Genomic DNA, 24,769 nt, shown 5'->3' with positions numbered 1-24,769 from the left:
GTGTAGAAGGGTGGGCGATGGTGGTGCCGTGGGTCGGTTTCAGTCTCTCATCGCTGTTGAAACAAGCGGGACTCACATCAAAAAGCAAATATGTAGAGTTTGAGACACTCTTTGATCCTGCCCAATTTCCGGCGCAACGGCAAACTTTTGGTAATATTTCGTTTCCATATCGCGAAGGGCTTCGGATCGATGAAGCGATGCATCCGCTCACCATTTTAGCGGTCGGATTGTACGGGAAAGAACTATTGCCCCAAAACGGTGCTCCGATCCGTCTGGTTGTGCCGTGGAAATACGGATTCAAAAGTATTAAAAGTATCGTCAGTATCACTCTGAAAGAGCACCAAACACGTTCGACGTGGAATCAGATAGCTTCCAACGAGTATGGATTTTATGCCAATGTGAATCCTGCCGTCGATCATCCGAGATGGTCGCAAGCACGCGAACGGGTATTAGGAAAGTTTTTTAAACAAGATACCTTGGCCTTTAATGGGTACGGTAAAGAGGTGGCACACTTGTATAAAAATATGGATTTAAAAAAGTTTTACTAAAAAGAGGTTGAATGAGAATATTAATATGGATCGGGGCACTGCTTCCGATTGTCTATGCACTGCTTCGTTTCAGTGTGGAGTTTCATCCGCAATGGATGAGGGATTTCTTGCTTTTATTGGAACCGTACCTTCATATGACACTGACAAAAATGCCGACGGATCCATTGAAATTTCTCACGGATTTATCGGGTAAGAGCGCATTTTGGCTTTTGGCCCTTACTCTCATATATACTCCTGTTCGTGTATTTTTAAAACTCAATCTGATACGATACCGCCGGTTGAGCGGTCTTTTTTCTTTTTTCTATGCGTTGATCCATGCGCTGCTTTTCATCGGGATCGATCAAGAATTTCATATCAGCGGTGCGGTACATGAAGTACTGACGAAGCCTTTTATCGCCTTTGGGATGGGGGCATTTGTCATATTGCTATTGATGGCCCTCACGTCGAGTAAAAAAATGTTCGGATTATTTCATTCATGGCATAAGCTGGTTTATATCGCTGCCGTGTTGATTGTCGTCCATTATTTGATGAGTCATAAAACGATCACGTGGGATAATATCGCAATGGCAGGAGTCCTTATTTCTCTTCTGGTACTGCGGCTGATTAAACGATGAAGCATTACGATGTCATTATTTTAGGAGGCGGTGCGAGCGGGCTCATGTGCGCCGCGCAGCTACGAGAACATACTTCATTGAGTATTGCCGTTATCGAGGGAAATTCACGTCCGGCACTCAAGCTTAAAGCTTCCGGAGGAGGGAAGTGCAATCTCACCAATGTGGAAGTGGATGCAAGCCATTTTTTGGGTGATGAATCGCTGGTTTCTCATGCTTTGAGTGTTTTTTCGAAAGAGGCTCTGCTGGAGTATTTTCATAAGGGCGGCTTGCGTCCCGTTATCCGGAAAGAGCGGTATTATTTTTGCCCCAAAAGCAGTGATGAGGTCATTTCGATTTTGCTCGGACGTGCTCGGGGCACCGATATGCTTTTGAACCACAAGCTCCTCTCGATTGAGGGAGAAAACCCCTTTACGGTAGTGACCGATAAAGGGAAGTTTCAAGCGGAACGTGTGGTTATCGCAACAGGCGGTGCAAGTTATAAAGAACTCGGTGCAAGTGATATCGGTCTTAAAATCGCCCAAAATTACGCCCTTAAAACGGTTCCGTTTACTCCGGCTTTGGTAGGGCTGACGCTGCAGCCGAAAGAATTTTGGATGAAAGAGCTCAGCGGGGTCAGTTTTCCTGCCCGTATCCATGTCGCGGGTAAAACATTGGATGAAGATTTTCTTTTTGCCCATAAAGGGATCAGCGGACTGGTCGTTCTTTCGGCTTCGCTCTATTGGCATCGCGGTGAAATAGAGATCGACTTTTTGCCTGATTTTGATTTAGGAAAGATCAACAATGAGAAGAAACTCCTCAGCACGGCATTGCCGTTGCCGAAACGTTTTATCAAAGCATTTCTGGATGCCGTTGGGGTGGAAGACAAGCCCTGCAACCGTCTTACCGAGCAAGAACACAGTAAGCTCGCATTGATCCGTAAATACGCGATGGCTCCATCGGGAACGTTCGGTTTCAGCAAAGCCGAAGCGTGCCGCGGCGGAATAGCGTGCGAAGAGATTGACCCGCAAAGCATGCAAGCGAAAAAAGTCAAAGGGCTGTATTGTATCGGCGAGGCGGTTGATGTGACCGGAGAATTGGGGGGATACAATTTTCAGTGGGCTTTTAGTTCCGCAGTCGTTTGTGCCAATGCCATCATGAAACAGTGATATAATCGGTTCTAACGCTTATACAGTGAGGGACACTATGAAACGTCATCGTGTTATTATCGTGGGTGGAGGGTACGCTGGAGTTAAAGCGCTTAATCTCCTGGCAGCGTCAGGCCTATGCGATATCGTATTGATCGATCAGCATCCATATCACTATCTTCAGACCGATGCCTATGAACTGATTGCCAATGAATGTTCGATGACGATGGTCTCGATCGATTTGGTAGCCTTATGTTTGAGTTACGGAGATCAGGTAGCGTATGTCAAAGATACCGTTCGCGAAATTGATTTTCAAAACAAGCATGTTCTCGGCGAAATTTCGGGTCATTCGTATGATTATCTGCTACTGTGTTCCGGAAGCCGTACCGCATATCACGCCTCAATTCCCGGACTGAGAGAACATTCTCACGGGGTAAAAACACTTTTCGGTGCCTTGTCTTTCAAACAGCAGTTTGAACAGCGCTTGTACGAAAAAATGGAGAGTGAGGGGGGATGGCGTACCAAACCTTTTAACATCGTGATCGGCGGCGGAGGTCTCAGCGGTGTTGAGATCGCAGCTGAGATGGCATTTTATATTCGTCAATTTCATCAAGACAATACACTTACGTGTGACAATATCCACATTTGTCTGATTATCCCCCATGAAAACGTTCTGGACGGAATGGAAGACTATTTAGTTCATCAGGCTACGAAACGGCTTCTGCAGCTCGGGGTGAAAATTATCAACCATTCCCGTATCACATCCGTCGATGAACATTCCCTTATCCTCAATGATAAAGAGTCTCTTTATTTTGACTTTATGATTTTTGCCGGGGGGATCGTCGCATCCACTCTGACTGCGGAGATGGACCTTCCGAAAAACAAAAAATCGCAGCTGATTTTAGATGAGTATCTGAGAGTCCCTTCGTTTGAAACGGTATTCGCAGCAGGTGATATTGCTGAGTTGCGAGACCGGGGAGGAAAGGTGATTCCTCCGGCAGCGCAAAGTGCGGAGCTCAGTGCAGAACATGCGGCCAAAAATATTCTGGCGCTCATTAAAAATGAGAAAATGGCTCCTGCTGATTTGAGAATGAAAGGGACTCTTGTCGCATTGGGCGGCAAATATGCCAGTGTCTCAATATTCGGGTGGATTCGATGCACCGGTTTAGTGGGATATTGGATGAAAACGATTGCCATGCGTGCCTACCGATACCGTATACATTTGCAGTGCGCCAAAGGGGTTCAGCTGTTGCAAAAAAAGAAACCTGCATGCCGAAAGGGATTTTAATTTTTTCACAGTACAATATCACTATTAACTCATAGGAGTATGGATGATACTTTTAGCCGGACCGTGTGTCATTGAAAGCGAAGAGTCGATTTTTAAAATTGCCAAGTCGCTTGAACGCTATCAAAATGATCCTCGCTTTGATTTTTATTTTAAATCGAGTTTTGATAAAGCCAATCGTACTTCACTCGACAGCTATCGCGGCCCCGGGATCGAAGAGGGATTGCGGATCTTGCAAAAAGTGAAAGACGATTTCGGGTATAAAATCGTTACCGATGTCCATGAAAGCTATCAAGTTCCGATCGCCGCCGAGGTTGTCGATATGCTTCAAATCCCGGCATTTTTATGCCGCCAAACCGACCTTCTGGTAGCAGCGGCAAAAACCGACAAAATCGTCAATATCAAAAAAGGGCAGTTTATGACGCCGGGCGATATGCAGTACTCGGTGATGAAAGTGCTTAAAACCCGCGGATGCGATGAACTGAGCTACGAAGCGGCGCAAAAAAACGGAGTCTTTTTGTGTGAGCGGGGATCCTCTTTCGGGTACGGAAATTTGGTTGTCGATATGCGATCACTTGTTATTATGCGCCAATTTGCTCCGGTCATTTTCGATGCGACCCATTCGGTACAGATGCCCGGCAACGGCACCGGAAAAACGGGAGGGGACAGCTCAATGGTTCCCCACCTCGCACGGGCGGCGGCTGCGGTCGGCGTAGACGGATTCTTCTTCGAAACCCATTTTGACCCTACATGCGCTTTGAGCGACGGTCCGAATATGCTAAAATTAGAACAACTTGAAGCGTTGAGTGAAACGCTGTTACAAATCAATTCAGTCAAAGGAAATTAATTCATGAAAATTATCGAAGGACAACTGAGTGTTCGTAAAGATAAAAGAGTGGCAATCGTCAGTACGCGATGGAACCATTTTATCGTTGATAGATTAGTCGAAGGTGCTAAAGACGCTTATGCACGTCACGGGGGAAACAGTGATGATTTGACCCATGTCTTGGCTCCGGGCGCATTTGAGCTTCCGATGGTGATCGAACAGCTTCTCAGCAGCGGCAAATTTGATGCCGTTTGTGCATTGGGCGCGGTCATCCGCGGATCAACTCCCCATTTCGACTATGTTTCGGCAGAAGCGACAAAAGGGATTGCCACGGTCAGTTTAAAACATAAAAAACCGGTATCTTTTGGATTATTGACGACCGATACGATTGAACAAGCGATCGAGCGTGCAGGGACAAAAGCAGGAAACAAAGGGTTTGAAGCGATGACCGTTGTGATCGAAATGCTTGATCTTTACGAAGAGATTGGTAACTAATGGCAACACGACATCAAGCCCGCATGGCGGTAGTCAGCCTTTTGTACGCGTATGATTTGGGAAACCAGACTATTGCCGATTTTAGTGATGAGATTCTCGAAGAGAAAAAGATTCGAAATAAGCAGCGTGATTTTGCCCTTGATCTTTTCAAAGGGGTGATTGAGCATTTGTCGCAGGTAGACGAGGCGATTGACAAACATCTTAAAGATTGGGATTTCGACCGTCTCGGTTCCATCGAACGGGCGACACTCCGCCTCGGAGCATATGAGATTATGTACGGGGAACTTGATTCGGCTGTCATTATCAATGAAGCGATCGAAGTGATGAAAGCATTCGGAAGCGAGCAGTCTCCGAAGTTTATTAACGGCGTTTTGGACGCTATCTCCAAAGACAAATAGGTTATTATGCGTCTTACTAAAGAACAAGCTCTCGATTTGCTTCGCAACGGAGATCTCAAAGAACTCGGGAAAATGGCAACTGCGCGCAAGCGTGAACTCCATCCCGAAGGAATTACGACATTTGTGGTGGACCGTAACATCAACTACACCAACGTGTGCTGGGTCGACTGCAAATTTTGTGCTTTTTACCGCCATAGCAAAAATGAAGATGCCTATGTGTTAACCTTTGAAGAGATTGATCAAAAAATTGATGAATTGCTTGAAATCGGCGGAACACAGATTTTGTTCCAAGGCGGCGTTCACCCGAAACTCAAAATCGAGTGGTACGAAGATTTGGTAGAACATATCCATACGAAATACCCTGATGTCACGATTCACGGTTTTTCGTCGATTGAGCTTGACTATATCGCCAAAGTTTCCCATATCTCGATCCAAGAGTGTCTTTCGCGCCTCCACGCAAAAGGGCTTGCCTCGATTCCCGGTGCCGGTGCCGAGATTTTGAGCGACCGTGTGCGCGATATCATTGCACCGAAAAAAATCGACAGTGAAGTATGGCTCCATGTTCATCGTGAAGCGCACAAGCTAGGGATTAAATCGACGGCAACCATGATGTACGGCACGGTAGAGACCGATGAAGAGATTGTTGAACATTGGAACCTTATTCGTGACTTACAGGATGAGACAGGCGGTTTTCGCGCTTTTATCATGTGGTCATTCCAGGGAATGAATACGCAATTGATGGAGGAATATCCGGAAATCGAGAAACAATCGTCGAACCGTTATTTACGTCTTTTGGCAGTTTCGCGTCTCTTTTTGGATAATTTTCCGAATATTCAAAGTTCATGGGTCACTCAGGGACCGTATATCGGTCAGATGGCGTTGCTCTATGGCGCCAACGACCTTGGTTCGACGATGATGGAAGAGAACGTTGTCCGCAGTGCGGGTGCGGGATTTAGGATGGCAAAAGACGAAATGGTCCGTTTGATCCGGGATATCGGTGAGACGCCGGCAATTCGCAATACCGCCTACGATATTTTGGAAAAATTTGAGTGAAAAGATTTTTCGTAGCGATTTTATTATTAGGGCAAGCACTTATGGCAAGCACATTGGATTTTATCGAAGTCAAAGGGGCAAAAATCCCTTTTATATATGAAGAGGATAAACGGCTCCCGATCGTTTCAATGCAGGTTGTTTTTACCCATAGCGGCAGCATTGATGAGGGAAAACATTTCGGTTTGGCACGCATGAGTGCCAAAATGCTGAACGAAGGTTCTCTCAAACGGGGTTCCGTCGGTTTTGCCGATGCTTTGGATGCCCGTGCGATTCAGCTTAGCAGTAATGCCGGTAATGAGACCTTTGTGATTGAACTCGGAAGTCTCAAAGAAGAATTTGATACAGGACTTTCCCTTTTTAACGAGCAATTGCGCGAACCCAACTTCACCGCCAAATCACTCGAAAAAGTGAAAACGATGGCTCTGAGCGATATTGCCCGCAAAGAGGCCGATTTCGATACGGTTGCTTCCGATGGGCTCAAAGCGGTACTGTTTGAGGGGACTCCGATGGCCGTTCCCAATATCGGAACGAAAGAGAGCATCAAGGCGATCAAACTGAGCGATATTAAAAAATTCACACAGGATCATCTTGTCCTCTCCAATGCTTTGGTCGTTATCGGCGGTGACCTTTCATTAAATGAAGCCAAGACAAAAGTAGAATCGCTGCTAAGTGTTTTGGATGTCGGAAAAGTCGGAAAAGAACGTCATTACGAACCGCGTACGGCTCCGAAAGAATCTATTTTGAAACGTCCACAAACCGAGCAGGCCTATCTCTATTTCGGGTCCCCTTTTTCGATGGGCGAAGGTGATCCTGAGTTTTACAAAGCGCGTGTCGCAATGTTTGTCCTCGGTTCCAGCGGGTTCGGAAGCCGTTTGATGGAGGAGATTCGGGTAAAGCGCGGATTGGCCTACTCGGCTTATTCCCGCCTTTCAGTGGCGAAAACAAACACCTATTTCAGCGGGTATCTTCAAACCAAGCTCGAGTCGCAGGATGAAGCGAAAAAAACAGTGGTTGAAGTGATCGACACCTTTGTGCGTGAGGGAGTGACCGAAGGGGAACTGAGTCAGGCTAAAAAGTTTCTTCTAGGTTCCGAACCGCTTCGTGTTGAAACCCTCTCTCAGCGTTTGGGACGGACTTTTACAGAATATTACTCAGGAAAGCCGCTCGGATGGAGCGTTCAGGAACTTGAACTTATCCGAAATCTCACTCTTGATGATCTGAATGATTTTATCAAGCGTCACGGCGAAATCCGTAGCCTATCCTATGCTATCGTTACCAAGTGAGGATGCTGATAAATTCCATCGTCTAGGAGTCGGCAGTATTGCCGCCCTCGCTCTTATTGCCCCGACCTCTTTCGAAGACCGCCGTTTAAGTACGGAGTTGTCTTCCAATGCTTCGTGTGTTATCGATGCAACGGTAGAACATACCCTGCGAACTCCAAAGACACTCAAAATCACTTTTTTCGCCCATAATCTCGATGAAGTTGTCGAGGGGATCATCTTCCATCCGAAACCCTATATGATCCACCAGTTTCATTCCGGAGAGAGAGGTTTTTTTAGCGGAAAAGCGGTATTGGAACAAGGACGATGGCAAATAATCCATCCCCTTAAGATCACCGCCGTCGGGCTTCTGGTACCGATCTATAAAACACCGCTTCGTGCCGATGTAATGCGCCGTTTGGTCGAGAAATATATTACGGTTGAGCTTTTGATGAATGACGGCCTCCCCGAAAAGATTGCCCGGGAACTCTACCTAATACATTTTCCTGAATTTCCAAGACCCCTCGATTCCGCACAAATCAATGCCCTTAAGTTCACGGAGCTGTATGAGTATATGCGCCGTCTGCGGCTCAAACGCCGCTATCATAAAACCTCCTACCGTGCAACCGGAGACATTCGCCAATGGGTGAAAACGCTTCCGTTTAAACTGACGGAAGATCAACAAAAAGCGATTAGCGAGATACAAAAGGATCTCACAGGGGGAAACGCCGCACGCCGTATGATTGTCGGGGATGTGGGATGCGGCAAAACGATGGTGATTTTGGCATCCGTCGTCCTGATGCACCCGTATCGCTCGATACTGATGGCACCGACGACGATACTCGCCGCACAACTTTATGAGGAAGCCCAAAAGTTCCTTCCTGATTTGCAGATCGCCCTTGTGACTAACGCCACGAAAAAAGGTCCGTTAGAGAAATATGATTTTATCATCGGCACCCATGCCCTCCTTCATCGCGCTTTGCCAGAAGCAGGGTTGGTAATGGTTGATGAACAGCACCGTTTCGGTACAGCACAGCGACATTCACTGAGCAAACTCACCGATAACGATACGTCTCCTCACTATCTCCAATTTTCCGCCACACCTATCCCCCGTACACAGGCGATGATCGATTCGGCCCATATCGATGTGAGTTTGATCGTCCAAACACCCTTCACGAAAAACATTGCCACCCGCATTATCGGTAAAAATGATTTCCCAAAATTATTAGAACATATCCGTTCGGAAATAGCTCAAGATCACCAAGTCCTTATCGTCTACCCGTTGGTAGAACAGAGCGAGAGTATCAATTACCAAAGTATTGATGAAGCACGCGGGTATTGGGAAAAGAACTTTGAAAACGTATATGTTACCCACGGAAAAGACAAGGAAAAAGAAGCGGTATTGATGGAGTTTCGTGAAAAGGGAAATATTCTTCTTGCGACTACGGTAGTCGAAGTCGGAATCTCTCTGCCACGGCTCTCTACCGTCGTTATCGTCGGAGCTGAACGGCTGGGACTATCGACGCTCCATCAGCTGCGAGGACGGGTAAGCCGCACCGGACTGGAGGGATATTGCTATCTTTACTCCAATAAAAGCGGTAAAAATGAGCGGCTTGAAGCATTCAGCTCCTGTACCAGCGGCTTTGAGATCGCGGCACTCGATCTGAAGTTTCGTTCAAGCGGTGATTTGTTAGAGGGAAGTATCCAAAGCGGTAAAAAGTTTCGATGGGCGGATATCGCCGAAGATGAGGAAATCGTCCGAGAGGTAAAAAAGTGGTTAGATCAAAATCATACTGCCCTCAAACCACACCAAGAGCAAGGTCGCGTGCAGTAGTGCACAAGCGTACCGCAAGCGTTCTAGTGTGAGGGCGATTTTCTTTTGATACTTTTCTTATTAAAAAGAAAAGTATGAATAGCTATTAATAGAGCCCGAATCTTCCGTCATTACGTTTGTAAAGAACCCGCATCTTCCCGTCATTATCGTAAAATACTTCAAATACTTTTCCGCTCTCTTTGAGTTTTTCCAACACTTCAGCCACTTCTTGCGGTTTGAAGAGTACCGGTTCGGCAGGGACGATCTCATCCTCCATCGCTTCACCCACTTCATGCAGATCGACGGTAGCAGCCGCAGCCAGTTTGGCTTCGTTCAGCCCTTCGTTTTTATGATCACTGATCCGGTCATGCAAACGGCGGAGCGCTTTTTGGGCACGGTCGATGGCGATATCGATGGCAGCATAAAGATCGTCATCGCGTTGAGTGATAACGACGGTGTTTTTCCCCGCGATATTGATCGTAAATTCGATCGTCACCCCTTTTTTACGCTCATTAGCGCTTGCGACCGCACTCACACTGATGAGATCGAGATGATATTTGCTGAGAGTATCGATAGAGTGCATCAGATGATCTTTAATGGCATCGCTGAGCTCGATGTGGCGTCCGACGAGAGAGATATTCATAGTTTAATCCACCTTGTAGTGATATAGGTAACGGTTTGATTATAACACACAAAAATGAAAGGTAAAGTGTTTTAGGCAATTAGAAAATGGATAATATAAAAATAATTATTAACGTATTTTAATCCCTCTTTAATCTACATAGCACTACAATCAAATCATAGCGTCTCTTCTTATAATGTTAAAGGAAAGAGGGACAATGGCCGATAATAACAGATTGGTAAAAATGGTTTGTATTGATAGCTGCTACTGAGCCCTGTTTATGTGTGCCTTAAAAATCCCGAGGAGGATAAGATGAAAATGAGTAAATTTTTTGTGCGTATCGTATCAGTTTTTGGACTTTCACTAGTATTTAGTATATCAAGTTGGGCTGATGCTGATCTATCAATTACAAAAACAGTCAATAATACTACTCCAAATGTAGGTGATACGATTAGTTTTACAATTGTGGGAAGAAATAATGGTCCTGATTCTAGCCGTATAACAATAATCGATGCATTGCCATCGTCTTTACAATATTCATCGGCCAGTGATAATAGAAACAATTTTGCTTGTTCCCAATCTAATGGTACAGTGACATGTACAGGAAACAGTTCCTTTTCAAATGGAAGTAATGTCACCGTTACGATTAATGCAAAAGTTGTGAGTGCTGAGAGTGTTACTAATACTGCATATATTAGTTCCGCGAACTCAGTTGCTGATAATGATACAAGTAATAATAGTGCTTCTGCATCGCTGATATCTTCCTATCCTCCAGGTTTGAGAGAATTTTCGAAACGTTCGATTGGGGGACAAAGCTCCACTAATATTCGTGGTAATATTTTGATGGTTGGTAATCAGTTATTATGTCAAAATAGTGCTAATGGAGAAACATGTACCGAACCGACGGTCGGTGCGACTAACAATAGTATTAATCAGCATTTTGCTAATGTTGATACGACAACGACATCATCAGGCATTACAAATTCTTCGATGGCACGTCTTGATATGCAAGCGGGTGATACTATAATATGGGCTAGATTATATTGGTCGGCACGGATGATTAATCCGACCACTACGGAAAAAGAAGATGCACATATTATCAAGTTTAGAACTCCTGCATCAACGGCTTATCAAACAATTACCGCTGAAAATTTTGATTATTTTCCTTTAGAAGATCCCTTTGATTATGGTGCGTCTGCTGATGTAACCTCATTGGTGCAGTCTGCAGGTGCAGGTCAATATTATGGAGCTAATATTCAAGCAGATACTGGTACAAATAAGTTCGCATCCTGGATGCTATTGGTAGTTGTGCAAAATAATAATCGACCGTTTAACAATCTTTCGGTATATGATGGTTTTCAGGTTGTTTTTGACGGTGATAGCAATTATCCCTCAGAAGTCAGTGCAACAGCATCAGGTTTCTTAACACCAAAAAGTGGAACTGTTACCTCAAATTTGTTTGTTTATACAGGAGAAAGTGAATCAGGTATTTATGACGGTGCGACGATAACGAATAAGTCTGGAATCGCGACTAGTCTTGTAGATGCGTATAATACGCCTACGGATCTTTTTAACGGATCAGCAAGTATTAGTGGAGTACATCGATCAACATATCGAGCCAGTGACCCTGGATTGGCGAGTCCTAATTTCCAAAATTTGATTGGAACTGATTTGGACAAACTGACAGTAACCAATCTAAATAATGAACAAACAACAACGACGGTCACCATAAAATCGACGGGAGGGAATAATTCTGACCGCTATAGCTTGAATATGTTTGCGCTGGAAACGAAGCTATATGAACCCCGCTTCTGTTACGATTATGGTTATGAACAAAATGGGCTTCCCTTTACTGAAGAAAATAACGGAACAAAAATGCCATATATCGTCGGAAACTTACCGAACACATCTGATATAAATGTCACTATCTATATCCGCAATATGGAAAACTCGGATGTGAATGCTTCAAATATGGCGTTAAGTATTACAGATATCAATACTTCTCAAGCTATATATACACGAAATAGCGTTTCGATAACTTATCCTAATGAGTTTACACCAACATATAAAACAGATGCTGCATGGCCGTTGAGCGTGAGTGATTCACATGTTAGCAATATACCGATAGGGGATATGGCAGGAGATAAATATGCGTATGTTTACTATGGCCTTACTCCTTTATCGACTGGCTCAATAAATTTGCCGATTTCAGGAACTTTTTCATATGATTTACAGCTCACTTTACCGGATGGCACGATTTTGACATTACCTTATTCTTCTACGCTTGGAGGACCGGGACTCTCAATGTGTTCATCCGATAACTTTAGTTATACACCTGCATGGGGAATTTTTAGTGTAGTTAATGCAGGACTCTATGATTCGGCTACTGCTAACCGATATTATGATTTAACGACACAGGTAGCAAAACGTCCGGGTAATTTTAGAGTGGCTTCGTTTGAAAAAACTGCTCTGGATACACCGAAGTCGGTTAGTACGGCAGTCGCTGTTGAATTGATTGATGTAAGTCAGTTTCATGATACGGATGCGGCATGCCAGGAACCTTCAAGTGCGGTAAGCCCTAGAATATGGGTGACTTTTGATAATAATGTCTCCCAAATTAATTTTAATAAAGATACGATTGCTTATGCAATTACCAACGGAATGGTTTCGGATGCGATTACCGGGAATCCGGTTACACTTGCAAATGCGGAAGACTTTTATAAGACAGCTACTCCGAATGCGGCTTTCAGAGTTTCATACAATGCAACCAACGACGGTAATCAATCATTAATTCAAACTGCTCCGGGAACACCTTCAACTAATACGCAAATTTTGAACTTTACTCAATTGGTTCAAGATATTCAGCATTGTGCCCAGCCGGTTGAGATACCGTCTAATCCGGGAAATACAACTACATTGGTATCAGTAGCATGCGGTAATGCCGGAAATCAGGGAATCGATAAACACAATTTTGCTATCTGTATGGAGTGTCTGTACGGATACAATACAACGGTTCTGTGTTCTCGGGATAATTTTGCCATTCGTCCTGAAAGTTATACGGTTACACTTAAAGATATAAATCAGGCTAATCATACGGTCACTCAGACATTTGCATCTGGTCATACGGGTGTTGATACACCAAATTTAGCTCAAGTCGATGTGGCTGGCGGTTATGATTATCGTTTTGATATTAATGCGACCAACCATATAGACAATGCAAATACACCTGGCTATACCCGTTATTTTGGTACTGCTAATAGCGATTATAACGTTACTTTTGTTTGGGAGCCTACTACGCCTAAGAGCGGATGTAACGATACTTTAGACAAACCTCAAAATTTGATTATGCTTAATGGTACGGTAGCGGCAGAACAAAATTTATCTCAAGTTGGCGAGTACCGTTTAGATATTATTGATAAACGGTGGACGGCTGTAGATTGGGACAGTGCATTGCAAACTCATCAAATCGGAAGTCATTTTCTTTCAGATACGGAATGTACGCCAAGCAGTGCGGATGTTCCTCCACAAGCAACAGCTATTGGGTTGAGCGGGACAACAATTACCAATAAAGTAGGGTGTGATACAAGCAGCATACACGATAATGTTGACAATCATTTAAAATATAGAGATTATTCTTTAATATTTCATCCCTATAAATTTGATATGAGCTCTATAAATTTTGGCGTGGGTACTTTACCAAAAGGGATCATTGCAGGCGGAAAAGATTTTGCTTACATGTCAGATATGAGTAGAGATGACAGTATGAATATGTCGGTAAGAGCAACGGGGAATATTAATGCTTCAGGATATAACGGTACTGTATTAACTAATTTTGTAACAGACTGTTATGCCAGAGATTTAGATTTTTTCCTGACAAGCGACAATAATTTAACACTTACCAACACATCATATCAAATACGCTTTATGGATTTTAATAGTACAAACGAGTTGATTTATGATAGCAATGCAACCAATATCAATACATCGAAGTTAACGATGCCATTGCTGCAGATAGGTAATGGAAATTATAAGAAAGATACAGCTGGTTCCCTCTCAACTATCAGTCGCTTTAATTATGATCGGAATGTTACGCAAACACTCAATCCGATCACGGCACGTTTCGCTCAGTTAGATATCAACTGTACAGCTCCAGCAGAGTGTACGATGCAAGCAGATCTTACCGCAGCACATAAAGCGATAGGTAATAGAGCCATGGATTTTAATGTAACTTATGCATACGGCCGCATCATTCCTCGTGATGTTCGGGTCTTTGGAACGACCGTCGATGCGATAGCAAGTGCATGGTACGAAGTCTATAATACACCGGTATTGGCCGAAACTGCCTTGCCTCCAAGCCGCAATACACCTCAGTGGTATATCAATACCTTACAGGATGATTTGATATATGGGGACGGGATTGTAACACAGATGCAAACCGCCGGTGCTGCTTCAGTAGCATTGGTCCCGTCAGTGAGCGGAGGTTCTGTAGCGGGAGTGGAAACGTATAATTTCGGTCCGCATGCTATCGGCAGTTATAAAGCCCATATCGATACTGATCCATGGTTGTGGTACGGCGTGAATGCATTAGACTATGTCGATCCGGTGACCGGCAACACGGCAACAGCATGTTTGACTCACCCCTGTTTTAACATCAATGTCGTTCCGAATATCGGAAGAGCCGGAAGTTCAACAGGAGTCAATCTTCAAAGCGATAAAGCGAATAAAGGGACTACTCCCTCCGGAACCAAGGTAATTTATGATTATACTCCGGCTACACGATGAGAAAGGGAATTAAAATGCGTTTAGGAATAGCGATGATTGAGCTGATTTTTGCAATTGTCATTATTGCTATAAGTGTCCTCACTATCCCTTCGATGATGGCAGTAGCGGATAATGCGACAAAAGGGATCATGATCGACGAGGATATATTAAAGCGGATGATGGGGGAAATCACAAAAGTTTCTCAGGCTCGTTGGGACCAGAATTTAAGTGCCCCGGAGTTTAGACCTTTATGGATAGGCGGTGATTTAGGCTGTACAAGGGCTGATCCTCTCGGTGGATCTGCGTGGTACCGTATCAATCCAGATTCGAGTATGCCCTGCGATGCGGCCGGCAATGGACCATTGATGGCGGTGGCCCCTGCTAACGGTGATTTAAATCTTAGTAAAGGGATTGAACAGCTTCATAATGCAACCTACAATCTCGATATTAATGCAACGGGCGGAAATATTTATAGTATCCCGATCAGTTATGATGTTCATTACGTGGTTTCGACCATCTCAGCAATTAACGCCGGAGTCGCGACGGCAACATGGCAGGTGGGCTCGTCAACAGCACCCAACCCCAATTCTGCAGCTGCAAAAACGCACCTCAAACGGGTTGTTGTACGATGCAATTCGAATAACCCCGATATCGATATGAGTCTTACGTTTTTTAAATCCAATGTAGGTAAGTTTTCCGAATGAAAAATTTAAATAATCGCAGTGCATTTACATTGATCGAACTTCTTTTTGTTATCGTAATCATGGGAATCGTCGGTGGATTGGCACTCGAAGCGATACGCCAGTATTATGACGGGATTTACCGAACGGGAGAGTATACTAAGCGTGCTGCCCAGGCGGATCATATCCTCGAACAGATATCCAAGTATTTTGAAAATGGAATCTCGTCATCTATCATCCGTTTGGATGCCAATAACACTGCGTTTGGTACACAGTGTGTCGGTATTCCGACAGATGGTGATACCAGTACGGATTATACGATTGCTTTTGTAGCTGTGGATGATGATGGGTTAAAAGGGTATTGGAACGGCACGAGATGGCGACCGGGATGGAGCAGTGATGTATTGAGTATAGGAACAGCTATTATAGCTCCTGATGCAAATTATACGGCACTGCATAATAGTAATTCGTTGCTTAATGTCAATAACCCTACGGCAGTGTTTCGAAGTGACGGATTAGGGGAAGGGGTTGATGAATGTCATCGTTTTGGATGGGCTAATGCGGCAAATACGTATGATGTTTATCGTGTCATTACAGGTCCGATCGCTGATACTAATCTTACATTAAATGGTATGCTCAGCATTATGGGGCAATCTAGTCGAGCTTATATTCTGCGTAACGCTTTTGCGTTTCGGGCAAAAAATGGCGAATTTAACATGTATTCCAATTTTCAGCCGTGGAACAATGAACGCTATAACAGTGCTAATGCCCGTTTGATAGCAAACAAAGTGACCCATTTTGCCATTTTATATGACAATGCAAATACCATGATAAATTCCAATATTGGAAACATTTATACGCTGAAAATATGTATGCAGGGGCTTGATGAAAATTTAAGTGACACCAACAGCAGTTTAATGCAAATATGCAGAGAAAGGATGGTACATGTCCGGTATTAACCGTAAAGGGTTCGCGATGATCCTGGCGATTTTCATTATTGTTATGATTGCTGCCGGAGGAACAATATTGCTAAAAAATGCCTCAGTCGGCAGTAAGTCAATCGGTGACAATTATCTGCACGCACAAGCGGAACTCTTGGGCCAGAGTGCAACGGAATTTGCCCTTATGAGAGCTCAGGGAGTCAACACAGCTGCCGGAACTTGTCTTAATCAGCTCAATATTACTGTTTACAATGCGAATGGTACGGCAGCGGGGGATAAAATGTTTGATATCAATGTGTCATTGGCTTATACCTTTAGAGGGGCAGCTCCGGCTGCATGTACTACACTCGCCTCTAATACGGGTAAAGACACCATGGTTTTGATTGATACTATGGTAACAGATCATAATATAGGTACAGAAGAAGTTCGTGTTCAAAAGCGGTCGTGGCAAAAACTGTAGAGGTTAAGCAGGGAGGGGCTTCGGATTGAATCCGAAACCCTGAAAAAGTAGTAATATTTTTCTATTGATTGACGGTTAAAGCGCCAGTTGGGAAATTTTCGCAAGGACATCTTTTTCGCGGACCGGTTTCATCAGAAAACCGTTAGCTCCGCATTCCAATGCTTCCCCTTTTTTCGTTTCATCAGTCGTCAATACGATAACCGGAAGCTGACGAAGAGACTCGTCTGCGCGGATGACTTTGAGCATTTCGATACCACCCATAACCGGCATGATAATATCGAGCAGGATAATGTCGATGTCATCTTGTGTTTTAAGAATCCCTATCGCATCAGCACCGTTTTTAGCCTCTACAACCTGAGAGACATTCGGGGTCTTCATTAGCATGGTTTTGAGCAACTTGAGGTTAATCATATCATCATCAACCGCAAGTACTTTTAGTTTTTTCTCACCCATTTAGATTTTCCCCATTCTTTAAATAAATTTTTCAAAAACAAGACGGAGTAAGTCTTTGTTAACGACATTTTTGATGATCTCATGGACATACATCGCATCTTCGCTATCTTCGCTAGCATTCGGATCGATAAGCATGACTAGAGACATATCACTATTGTTTGCACGGATTATATCATACAGATTCTTGAGATTAAGTTCACTCAGTGTTTTATCAAACAACGCCAATTTATAACGATGTTCTCTCATTTCTTCCATCAATTGTGCCGAGGTATTGACACTTTTATAGGTGTAGCCCAAATCATCTAAAATACGGGTGAAGAGTTTCATCTCTAATGTATTTTGTTTAGCGATCAAGATGTCGGCATCATAGGATGAACGGCGTTCTTCATTGAGTGTTTCAGGTGCAATATCTTCTTTTGGTTCAGTTATCTCAAGCAGTTCTTCAGTCGAGACTTCTTGCATTGCAGTATCCTCGCTAGGAGTCGTTTCAGGCAAAACTACATCGTCTAAAGAAAAGGGTGCAATGTCTACAAAATCATTTTCGGATGTTATTGCCGATTCCTCTAATGCGGAGGATTCTTCATTTACGCTCAGCGCATTATAGAGTTCCTCATCCGCTTTTGTATCGGCAATCACTTCTTCTACACTATTTTCAGCTATACCGGGTTCGGCAGTATCTGCAACAATATCGTGAGCCGATTTCGGAACAGCTTTGATTTCGATGATTTTATGCGACAGGAAATTGTTGAGCAAAGAGATGATCTCAGAGCGTACAAGAGGTTTTGTCGTATATTCATCCATCCCCGCTGCCAAGAAACGTTCACGGTCACCTTTGAGTGCATTAGCGGTGAGAGCAATGATCGGGATATGGTGCTGACCGTAATCTTCTTCGAAATCCAATATCTCCTGAGTCGCTTCGATACCGTCAAGTACCGGCATTTGGATGTCCATAAAGATAATGTCGAAACTGCCGTTTTTACGTTTTTCAAAGGCTTCAAGTCCGTTGCTGGCAATAGTGATCTCTAACCCGAGATCTTCAAGTGTTCGACGAATCAATTTTTGGTTAATAATATTGTCTTCGGCAACCAGAGCCGTCGCAGCAAATCGGGAGTTTTTCTCATCGAATTTTTTGCGTCGAGTCGCTTTTTGTTTGCGGTTGCTAAAGGCCTCTGCGTCATAAGCATCAAGGGTTGAGCGTATTTTACTGCTGTTAAGCGGTTCATACAGGACTTTGAAAATATCGATTCCCATTGAATCGATTTTTTTCATATAGTATGATTTAGTGATCAGAACGAGCTGTTCTTGTGCCGAAGCATATGCAAGGATATCTTCATCACTGGTGTAGTCGTTATCGATAAACAAAAGATCGTAGTTAACCTGACGTTCCAACATTTTTAGCTCTTCGAGCTCATGGAAAGTTGTGTAACTGACACCAAAATAATCCAAATACTCTTTCAAATAGGTATTTTGGAGTTTTTTCTTACTATGGCTTTCCAGGATTACGGCATTGATATTAGAGAACGATCCTTTCAGGGGCTCATTCAGTGTCTCAATCTCTTCAAACTCGAGGGTAAAGAAGAAAGTCGTTCCGCTGCCCGGCTCACTTTCAAGATCGAGCTGTGATCCCATCAGTTCTACGAAACGGCTCGAGATGGTAAGACCAAGTCCAGTACCGCCGTATTTTCGGGTAATAGAGGTATCTGCCTGTGAAAACGCTTCAAAAATTCGAGAGCGCTGTTCACTGGTAACACCGATACCGTTGTCTTTTACTTCGAAACGGACGCGTGCACGATTAAGGGTATCGGATTCTACACGGCGGATATCAACGCTGATGGCACCCCCGCTGTTGGTAAATTTAACGGCATTGCTAAGGAGGTTGATAATAACCTCTTTAATTTTGGTAGGATCCCCTTTAAGTGGACGTTCAAGGCTTGGATCGACATAACATGCAAGGTCGATGTGTTTTTCAGAAGCGCGGACTCCGTATACTTCAACAGCACTTTCAAACTCATCCAATGGATTAAAGACGATCTCTTCAATTTCAAGTTTATTGCTTTCAATTTTAGAAAGGTCAAGAATGTTATTGATAATTTCGAGGAGGTTTTCCGAACTTTTTTCGATAATATCGATAAATTCACGCTGCTCATCATGTAACTCTGTATCTTTGAGCAACTCTGTAAATCCGACGATACCGTTGAGCGGTGTACGGATTTCGTGAGACATATTGGCCAAAAACATCGATTTTGCTTCGGATGCTTCCATCGCGTATTGTTTATCGTTGAGGGTTTGCTCGATAATTCTCTCAAGCAATGCATACGCTTGTGCCGTACCTGCGGTCGTATCAAGGTTAATCGTATGGCTTAGGGCTTCAGCTTCGTTGTCATGGGTATCTTCGGCAACCCGTTTTAAAACGGATTCGAGATTTTTGATATTGGTGGTGATCTCTGCGGAGAATAGATAACCCAATGCTGCAATAACTACACCCAATATCCAAACACCGATAGCGATAACAAGAACCTGAACGGCTTGATTTTTAACGATAACCGCACGGCTGTCCATCGCTTCGATCAAAATTCTTTCAGCTTTATTAATGGCATCGATTTTCTCGGATATCATCGCAAACCAAATACCCGATTGGGTTTCATAATTACCGGTTGTGGTAGCTAATAAGATATTGGTTCGTTCGGTAGTAATATCGAGGTAAAGCTCAGTATTATCTTCATTATACAAAGATTCCTGAAGTTGTGTTTGAATCGTTTTATTGTTGATGCCTTCAAGATTGAAGGTATCGGCTTTGGCGATCAGAGAAACCCATTTGTTAAGCTCATCTTCGGCTAGAGGAGTGGCACGAGAGAGAACATAGGTGATGTAGTCGCGCTCAATACTGCTGTATTCATTCGCACGCACCAAAGAAAGGTAGCTGGAAGAGAGGGAATTAACCTCTTCATCAAAATGAAGCGTTGCAAGATCGGCAAGTTCATTGATTAATTGTTCTTCGGATTTTCCATAAAGGTCTGTGAAAACCTTATCGAAATCAGCAATACCGTTGTCAACAAGCGGACGAGATTGCATAACCCCTTTTTGCAGGTTGGCAATCAATTTGGATAAACTATCCGCTTTTGAGGCTTCTTCTGCATTGGTCCGGCCCAGTACGGAAAGGTGCTTTTGGTAATCGGTGACTTTTTGATCAACGATAGCCCGTTGCGCATGAAGGGATTTGAGGGTGGCTGCCGAAGCATTACCCATATACATTACCGTCATACCCCGTTCGCGCGACAGGTTGTTGATCAGGTCATTAAGCTGTTTATTTCCCTCAAGTCTTACTTGAAGCTGTTCGGCACCTTTATAACTGATGTACGCATTGTAAACGTAATAACTGGCGAGTGTAAAAAGTATCAGAATGGGTAAGAGACTGATGAGGCGAAGTCGATTTCTAAGTCCTAGTTGCATGGGATCTCCTCTATATCCTTATTTCTCATAGTTGTTCTAGAAAGCTATTGAGTCGTTTAGAAGCTTTATTAGCCTCTTGGGCATCGTTTGTCTGGGACAAGATTGCCAATTCATCTGAAATTTCACTTAAGCGCAAGTTATCGCTGATCCCTTTGAGTTGGCTTGCTGTTCTTTTCCATGCATGTGTGTCAAACGCACTGATCGAAGATGCAATCTCTTTTCCGGCGACAAGAGCATCATTTTTATATTCTTGGATGAGTTCGTCAAAAAAGTCTTCTTCGATTCCTAGCTGCCCCGCAATCAGGACTTTGTTGTAATGAAGACTTTGGAGAGGGATATCAGTGGCGATTTCTTTTTCGGGAGTCATATCGACGTTTGAATCAAACTCTTCCTCGAATGACTCAGTAGGAAGAGGCTTAAGAAAGTCCTCTTCATCCAGATGAAATGTTTCTTCCTCTTTTTCTTCTTTGATGGCGGATGGTACATCTTCTTTTAGGGCAAAAGTATAGATATCATCTTCTTCCGGTGCCGTTGCTGCGATCGTTGCAGTAGTCTCAGTCACTTCAGGTTTCAAGAATGTTTGTTCTTCTTCCGCTACTGCAGATTCTTTCCCTTCCAATTTGGTGATAATCGAATAAAAGTATTTGAGGTTGGCTTCAATTTCAATCGGATCACTGGCAGTATTAATGATACTGAGTGTTTCAAAAGCATCTTCGATACGCAGATTCGCGGCAACCCCTTTAAGTTTGTGGGAAAGAATCTTAATATTATTGGTATCACCTTTGAGAACGGCTTCGAATAATTCATCTTTAAACTCGTACGCTTGCTGAATAAAATCTCCGATAAACTCTTCAATCAAATCGACAGGAAGTCCGAGCTCATGAGCGGCGACATTCGGGTCAAAGCGGTAGGACTTATCAACTTTTAAATTTCCTAAAAACTCTTTTTCGGCTTTGCTGTAGCGGGTATCTCCGAGCATTGGCTGTTCAACAGGAGCTTTAGGCTCAGGGGGTAATTCGGGGGCTTCTTCTTGAGGTTTCTCTTCTTGAAGCTTTTCTTCCTGAAGTTCTTCTTCCGTAAGCGGTAAAGAAAGCTTGGCATAGAAATCTTCTACCGGTTCATCCAGTGGTTCAAAATCGATATCATTATAGGCGGGGACGTCTAAAGTCCCAGGTTCACTGAGTGCGGTAGGCGTTATATGCGCATAATCAGGGAGGATATCGCTAAGAGGCTCTGGCTTGGCGGGGACGGTTTCTGCTACCGTTTTGATTTCTGGCTGAGCCTTTGGGGTGATGACATGCGGGGTTATTGTATCGCCGCTGATGGATTGTATATGGGTCATATCGACCATGTAGCCGTTTTGTCCGGGCTCAGCGCACAAATAGAGATTGTGAACGGTTAAGGTACAGGAAAACGTTCGGCCGTTAGCATGCACGATGGCCATTCTAGCATCGGAGTCGGCATGGAGTAAAAAGTCGATCCACTCAAAACTTTTGAAATTATGGATGTACCCGGGTTCTTTTGCAAAAAGGTCTGCTACATCTTCGCATACCTCTAACAAATCGTTTAACGAAGCGTAATTTAAGAGTTTGAGACCATCTTCATCGATACCTATAAACTCGTGTTTATGATTATAAAATATCACTCATTTCCCCTTATTGTTCTTGTTCAAGCATTTTTTTGTACAGTGCTGCCGTCTCTTCGATATTCTTACGGGCCGCCGGTTTGCGTGCTGCCATATAGCCTTTGAGTTGTCCATTCTCATCAAAAGTAGGCGATACTTCAGTATCAACCCAATAATAACGCCCGTCTTTACGGAGATTTTTGACCAAACCGTGCCACAGCGTACCGGACTGAATCGTTTTCCACATTTGTCCGAATGCCGCTTTGGGCATATCCGGATGGCGGATGATATTATGAGGCTGGCCAATGAGTTCTTCTACGGTGTAACCGGAGATCTCACAAAATTTTCTGTTGGCAAATGTGATGATCCCGTGAAGATCTGTTTCACTGACAATAGCGCGTCCCTCGAAAAAATATTCTTCATCGACTGGCATAGGTTGTTTCATCATTCGACCCCTTAGCTAAAAAACTGCTGAAAACATAATATGTGGAATATGGCATAAACTCCATAAAAGATTACTTAGACGCAGTTTCTCTGTAGTGATTTTGAATACTTTTGGCATCTTTTGCCCCGATTAGTTCACAAAGTGTCTCAAAATCGCTTTTTGCTATCGCCTCAAATGTGCCGAAATAGTCAATTAATTTATGGATTTTTGCTTGGGAAATTCCATGTACTAAAAGTAGTTTAGATTGCTGATCATGTTTCAGTTTGGTTCTTTTATGAAATGTTATGGCACTTCGGTGTGCCTCATCCCGAAGCAGTTGGATCAAGTGGAGCCGCTTGTCAGAGCTCTCCAAACGCAGAGTTGCTTCGGCTGTGTGCAGAAGATCATGTGCGGAACCTTTGGCTCTATGAGACGCTCCGTCAATTTTTTCTTTGCTGATGGCCAGAACATCCAGATGAATTCCATGGGAACTCAGCAGATCGATGGCTAAAGCTCTTAAGGTTGTTCCGCCGTCGACTACCCATAAATCGGGAGGAGGGTTATCCCCGAATCCTTCGATTCGGCGTGCCAGCATTTCTCTCATTTGTCCATATTCATCACGCGCCTGCAGATGAAAGGTGCGATACCCTTTTTTATCAAAATGGCCGTTTTCATAGACGATCATGGCTCCGACGGGTGCGGAACCTCCGTGGTGGGAGTTATCAAAAACTTCGATCCGGCGGGGAAAGGTATCTAAAGAACACAGTTCTTGCAATTGAGATAAAAGAGATTCGTTGGTAGGCAGGGGTGTTCTCAGCAGTTCATGGGCATTTGTAAGTGCCAGATCGATAAGTTCTTTTTTTGCCCCGCGCTGTGGCGTTTCTATATGGGCTTTTTTCCCGAAAAGGGTCGAGAGGTGTTCTCTGACCCAATCTGCAGATTCAAAGGAGTGTGCGGTTAAAATGGAACCGATAATGGGCGGTTTCTCCGTGCCATAGAATCCTACCAAGGTTCTTTCATATGCTTCGTCGAGAGAAAAATAGGGGCTGAGCGGAATAAAGTCGTGACTGCTGGAAGCCACTTTTCCTTCTCGAATGAAAAGACGTAGAATGCATGCGCGTGTTTCGCTGGTTGCAATAGCGAATACGTCGTAGTTTTCAGTAGAAGCGAGATCGATTTGAGAAGTTAGCTCACTTTTGCGGATCCGTTCGATCCTATCACGCAAGGTAAGGGCTTCTTCAAAACGGAGCGATTCGGAATAAAATTCCATTTTTACTTCGAGCTGTTTGATGAGTTTGCGTTTGTTTTGTATCCATTCGATCCCTTGCATCACCATCGGCAGATACGTTTCTCTGGGAACAATAAACTCACAAGGAGCCAGGCACTGGTCCATTTGGTAAAAGAGGCACCCCTTTTTTCCCTTAAGACAGCTTTTTTTCTGAACCAGTTTTAACAGTTCATAGAGGGAATCGAGAATATCCCGTGCGCCGACAGAAAAAGGGCCGAAGTAGCGCACCGATTTTCCTTTAATGATTTTACGGGTGAGCTCAAAACGAGGATAGGGCTCTTCGAGATCGACATAAAGATAGGGGTAGGTTTTGTCATCGCGAAGAAGAATGTTGTATTTAGGCTTGAGTTGTTTGATGAGTGAGTTTTCCAGAATGAGGGCGTCGTGTTCGTTTTCAACAATAATATAGTGGAGTCCTGCCGTTTCCGAGAGCATTTTCTGGATTCGAAGTGAGAGGGTTGTTTTGGGGGAAAGTTTCGGTGTGAGATTAAAATAGCTTTTGACCCGTTTGGAGAGGTTTTTTGCTTTGCCGATATAGAGGATTCTTCCCTTTTCATCCAGATACTGGTAAATCCCTGCCTGGGGCGGGAGGAGGCGAATCTGATCGATCATCGGCAATCTCTTAATGAATAATTTATTGAAGCTATTATA

At 43.8% G+C, this 24,769-nt stretch carries 20 protein-coding genes; 14 read left to right on the top strand and 6 right to left on the bottom strand.

The window, feature by feature from the left end:
• The 10 genes from msrP to recG form a co-directional block, all read left to right on the top strand.
• Positions 1-548 (top strand): protein-methionine-sulfoxide reductase catalytic subunit MsrP (gene msrP, locus WAO38_RS06010; RefSeq protein ID WP_422235305.1); only part of this gene is annotated, 548 nt, incomplete at its 5' end.
• 11 nt (positions 549-559) lie between these two features.
• A complete protein-coding gene (locus WAO38_RS06005) occupies positions 560-1,162 on the top strand; it encodes a sulfite oxidase heme-binding subunit YedZ (RefSeq protein ID WP_422235303.1) in 603 nt (200 codons plus the stop codon).
• Positions 1,159-2,307 (top strand): NAD(P)/FAD-dependent oxidoreductase, encoded by a 1,149-nt coding sequence (locus tag WAO38_RS06000; protein WP_422235301.1) that lies wholly within the window; start codon positions 1,159-1,161, stop codon positions 2,305-2,307. Before WAO38_RS06005 ends, WAO38_RS06000 begins: the two co-directional genes overlap by 4 nt.
• Positions 2,308-2,344: 37 nt before the next feature.
• Positions 2,345-3,574 carry an NAD(P)/FAD-dependent oxidoreductase gene (locus tag WAO38_RS05995; protein WP_422235299.1) on the top strand — a complete coding sequence of 410 codons (1,230 nt, stop codon included), beginning with the start codon at positions 2,345-2,347 and terminating at the stop codon, positions 3,572-3,574.
• Between the two features lie 43 nt (positions 3,575-3,617).
• On the top strand, positions 3,618-4,418 hold the full coding sequence (gene kdsA, locus WAO38_RS05990) for a 3-deoxy-8-phosphooctulonate synthase (protein WP_422235297.1): 801 nt from the start codon (positions 3,618-3,620) through the stop codon (positions 4,416-4,418).
• A gap of 3 nt (positions 4,419-4,421) precedes the next feature.
• Positions 4,422-4,892: a 6,7-dimethyl-8-ribityllumazine synthase gene (gene ribE / locus WAO38_RS05985; protein ID WP_299927508.1), complete on the top strand. Its 471-nt coding sequence runs from the start codon at positions 4,422-4,424 to the stop codon at positions 4,890-4,892.
• The gene (gene nusB, locus WAO38_RS05980) at positions 4,892-5,290 is read left to right on the top strand and encodes a transcription antitermination factor NusB (RefSeq protein WP_422235295.1); all 399 of its coding nucleotides are present in this window, start codon (positions 4,892-4,894) and stop codon (positions 5,288-5,290) included. The genes ribE and nusB overlap by 1 nt, the downstream gene beginning before the upstream one ends.
• Positions 5,291-5,296: 6 nt before the next feature.
• On the top strand, positions 5,297-6,343 hold the full coding sequence (locus tag WAO38_RS05975; protein ID WP_422235293.1) for a dehypoxanthine futalosine cyclase: 1,047 nt from the start codon (positions 5,297-5,299) through the stop codon (positions 6,341-6,343).
• On the top strand, positions 6,340-7,626 hold the full coding sequence (locus WAO38_RS05970) for a M16 family metallopeptidase (protein WP_422235291.1): 1,287 nt from the start codon (positions 6,340-6,342) through the stop codon (positions 7,624-7,626). Before WAO38_RS05975 ends, WAO38_RS05970 begins: the two co-directional genes overlap by 4 nt.
• Entirely contained in the window at positions 7,565-9,436 is a 1,872-nt protein-coding gene (recG, locus tag WAO38_RS05965) for an ATP-dependent DNA helicase RecG (protein ID WP_422235289.1), read from the top strand. The genes WAO38_RS05970 and recG overlap by 62 nt, the downstream gene beginning before the upstream one ends.
• 85 nt (positions 9,437-9,521) lie before the next feature.
• On the opposite strand, the gene hpf is transcribed toward recG, so the two are convergent.
• A complete protein-coding gene (gene hpf / locus WAO38_RS05960) occupies positions 9,522-10,058 on the bottom strand; it encodes a ribosome hibernation-promoting factor, HPF/YfiA family (RefSeq protein WP_422235287.1) in 537 nt (178 codons plus the stop codon).
• 291 nt (positions 10,059-10,349) lie between these two features.
• On the opposite strand from hpf, the gene WAO38_RS05955 reads away from it, so the two are divergent.
• Genes WAO38_RS05955 through WAO38_RS05940 form a run of 4 tightly spaced genes read left to right on the top strand, consistent with a single transcriptional unit; the run spans position 10,350 to position 16,879 of the window.
• Entirely contained in the window at positions 10,350-14,819 is a 4,470-nt protein-coding gene (locus WAO38_RS05955; protein WP_422235285.1) for a DUF11 domain-containing protein, read from the top strand.
• A gap of 14 nt (positions 14,820-14,833) precedes the next feature.
• Positions 14,834-15,502, top strand: coding sequence for a hypothetical protein (locus tag WAO38_RS05950; RefSeq protein WP_422235283.1), 669 nt, complete (start codon positions 14,834-14,836; stop codon positions 15,500-15,502).
• A complete protein-coding gene (locus tag WAO38_RS05945) occupies positions 15,499-16,437 on the top strand; it encodes a type II secretion system protein (RefSeq protein ID WP_422235281.1) in 939 nt (312 codons plus the stop codon). The genes WAO38_RS05950 and WAO38_RS05945 overlap by 4 nt, the downstream gene beginning before the upstream one ends.
• Positions 16,424-16,879, top strand: a complete 456-nt coding sequence (locus tag WAO38_RS05940; RefSeq protein ID WP_422235280.1) for a hypothetical protein — start codon at positions 16,424-16,426, stop codon at positions 16,877-16,879. Before WAO38_RS05945 ends, WAO38_RS05940 begins: the two co-directional genes overlap by 14 nt.
• 75 nt (positions 16,880-16,954) lie before the next feature.
• Here the strand turns inward: WAO38_RS05940 and WAO38_RS05935 are convergent, their stop codons facing one another.
• The 5 genes from WAO38_RS05935 to uvrC form a co-directional block, all read right to left on the bottom strand.
• A complete protein-coding gene (locus tag WAO38_RS05935) occupies positions 16,955-17,332 on the bottom strand; it encodes a response regulator (protein WP_422235278.1) in 378 nt (125 codons plus the stop codon).
• Positions 17,333-17,350: 18 nt separating this feature from the next.
• Positions 17,351-20,782 carry an ATP-binding protein gene (locus tag WAO38_RS05930; RefSeq protein WP_422235276.1) on the bottom strand — a complete coding sequence of 1,144 codons (3,432 nt, stop codon included), beginning with the start codon at positions 20,780-20,782 and terminating at the stop codon, positions 17,351-17,353.
• Between the two features lie 25 nt (positions 20,783-20,807).
• Positions 20,808-22,427: a hypothetical protein gene (locus tag WAO38_RS05925; protein WP_422235274.1), complete on the bottom strand. Its 1,620-nt coding sequence runs from the start codon at positions 22,425-22,427 to the stop codon at positions 20,808-20,810.
• A 10-nt stretch (positions 22,428-22,437) separates the two neighbouring features.
• Positions 22,438-22,854 (bottom strand): PAS domain-containing protein, encoded by a 417-nt coding sequence (locus WAO38_RS05920; RefSeq protein WP_422235272.1) that lies wholly within the window; start codon positions 22,852-22,854, stop codon positions 22,438-22,440.
• A 67-nt stretch (positions 22,855-22,921) separates the two neighbouring features.
• On the bottom strand, positions 22,922-24,730 hold the full coding sequence (gene uvrC, locus WAO38_RS05915) for an excinuclease ABC subunit UvrC (protein ID WP_422235307.1): 1,809 nt from the start codon (positions 24,728-24,730) through the stop codon (positions 22,922-22,924).
• Positions 24,731-24,769 lie beyond the last annotated feature (39 nt).

The sequence above is a fragment of the Sulfuricurvum sp. genome, assembly GCF_049277495.1.
Taxonomy (GTDB): Bacteria; Campylobacterota; Campylobacteria; order Campylobacterales; family Sulfurimonadaceae; genus Sulfuricurvum.
This window is presented reverse-complemented; position numbering and strand designations above follow the sequence as displayed.